1 protein-coding gene is annotated in these 1042 nt (G+C 33.5%); it reads left to right on the forward strand.

The window, feature by feature from the left end:
* Positions 1-912 (forward strand): transposase (locus NON16_RS25300; protein WP_257352390.1); only part of this gene is annotated, 912 nt, incomplete at its 5' end.
* Positions 913-1042: the final 130 nt, after the last annotated feature.

Below are 1042 nucleotides of genomic sequence, written 5' to 3' on the forward strand. Positions count from 1 at the left end.
AAAGATAAATTCCCAAAGAAAACAACAACGGATTTATTAGAAGATGAAATCGACTATTGTCAAAAGCTGATTGATGTTATAGAAAAGGAAACGACTATTTGTGAGTACCCGAAAGTAAAAGAAAAATTAAATTTCCTAAAAGAGACAGTGGAGGATGATATTGAACATTTACAGATATCAGAAGATCAAGATGCCAAAATAGGTCATAAGACGGCTGACTCATCATTTTTTGGATACAAAACTCATCTCGCCATGAGTGAAGAAAGAATAATTACTGCCGCAACGATTACAACTGGTGAAAAGAACGATGGAAAGCAATTACAAACGTTGATTGAAAAAAGTATGACAGGCGGAATGGAGATTGAAACAGTTGTTGGTGATACAGCTTATTCGGAAAAAGATAATATTACATACAGTAAGAAGAACGAAATCAAACTAGTAGCTAAGTTAAATCCTCTAGTTACCCAAGGAAACCGAAAGAATGAAGATAAATTTGAATTTAATAAAGATGCCGGGATGTATGTATGTAAAGCTGGTCATATGGCTATACGAAAAGCACGTACTGGGAAAAAGACGATTGGGAAGAACCAAAAAGATACTTATTACTTCGATATTGAAAAATGTAAACGGTGTCCTCTCAAAGACGGATGTTATACAGAAGGCTCTAAAAGCAAAACGTATTCTGTCACAATAAAATCAAGTGAACACCAGGAACAGGCACAATTTCAAGAGAGTGATTATTTCAAAGAGAAATCAAAAGAACGTTATAAAATTGAAGCAAAGAATAGTGAATTAAAACACAGACACGGGTATGATGTGGCATTATCCTCGGGTCTTATTGGTATGGAGATACAAGGGGCGATGGCAATATTCACTGTAAATTTGAAAAGAATATTAAAACTAATGGATTAAAAACGAGGTCATTATAGACAATTTTATTCAATAAAAAAGACGACTTTAAATTCAAAAAGTGAATTTAAGTCGTCTTTTTCAATACAGTAATCCATTTTACAGAAAATACGCTAGTTTTTCAGTGGCTTCG

The sequence above is a fragment of the Pseudalkalibacillus decolorationis genome, assembly GCF_024609785.1.
GTDB lineage: Bacteria > Bacillota > Bacilli > Bacillales > Fictibacillaceae > Pseudalkalibacillus > Pseudalkalibacillus decolorationis.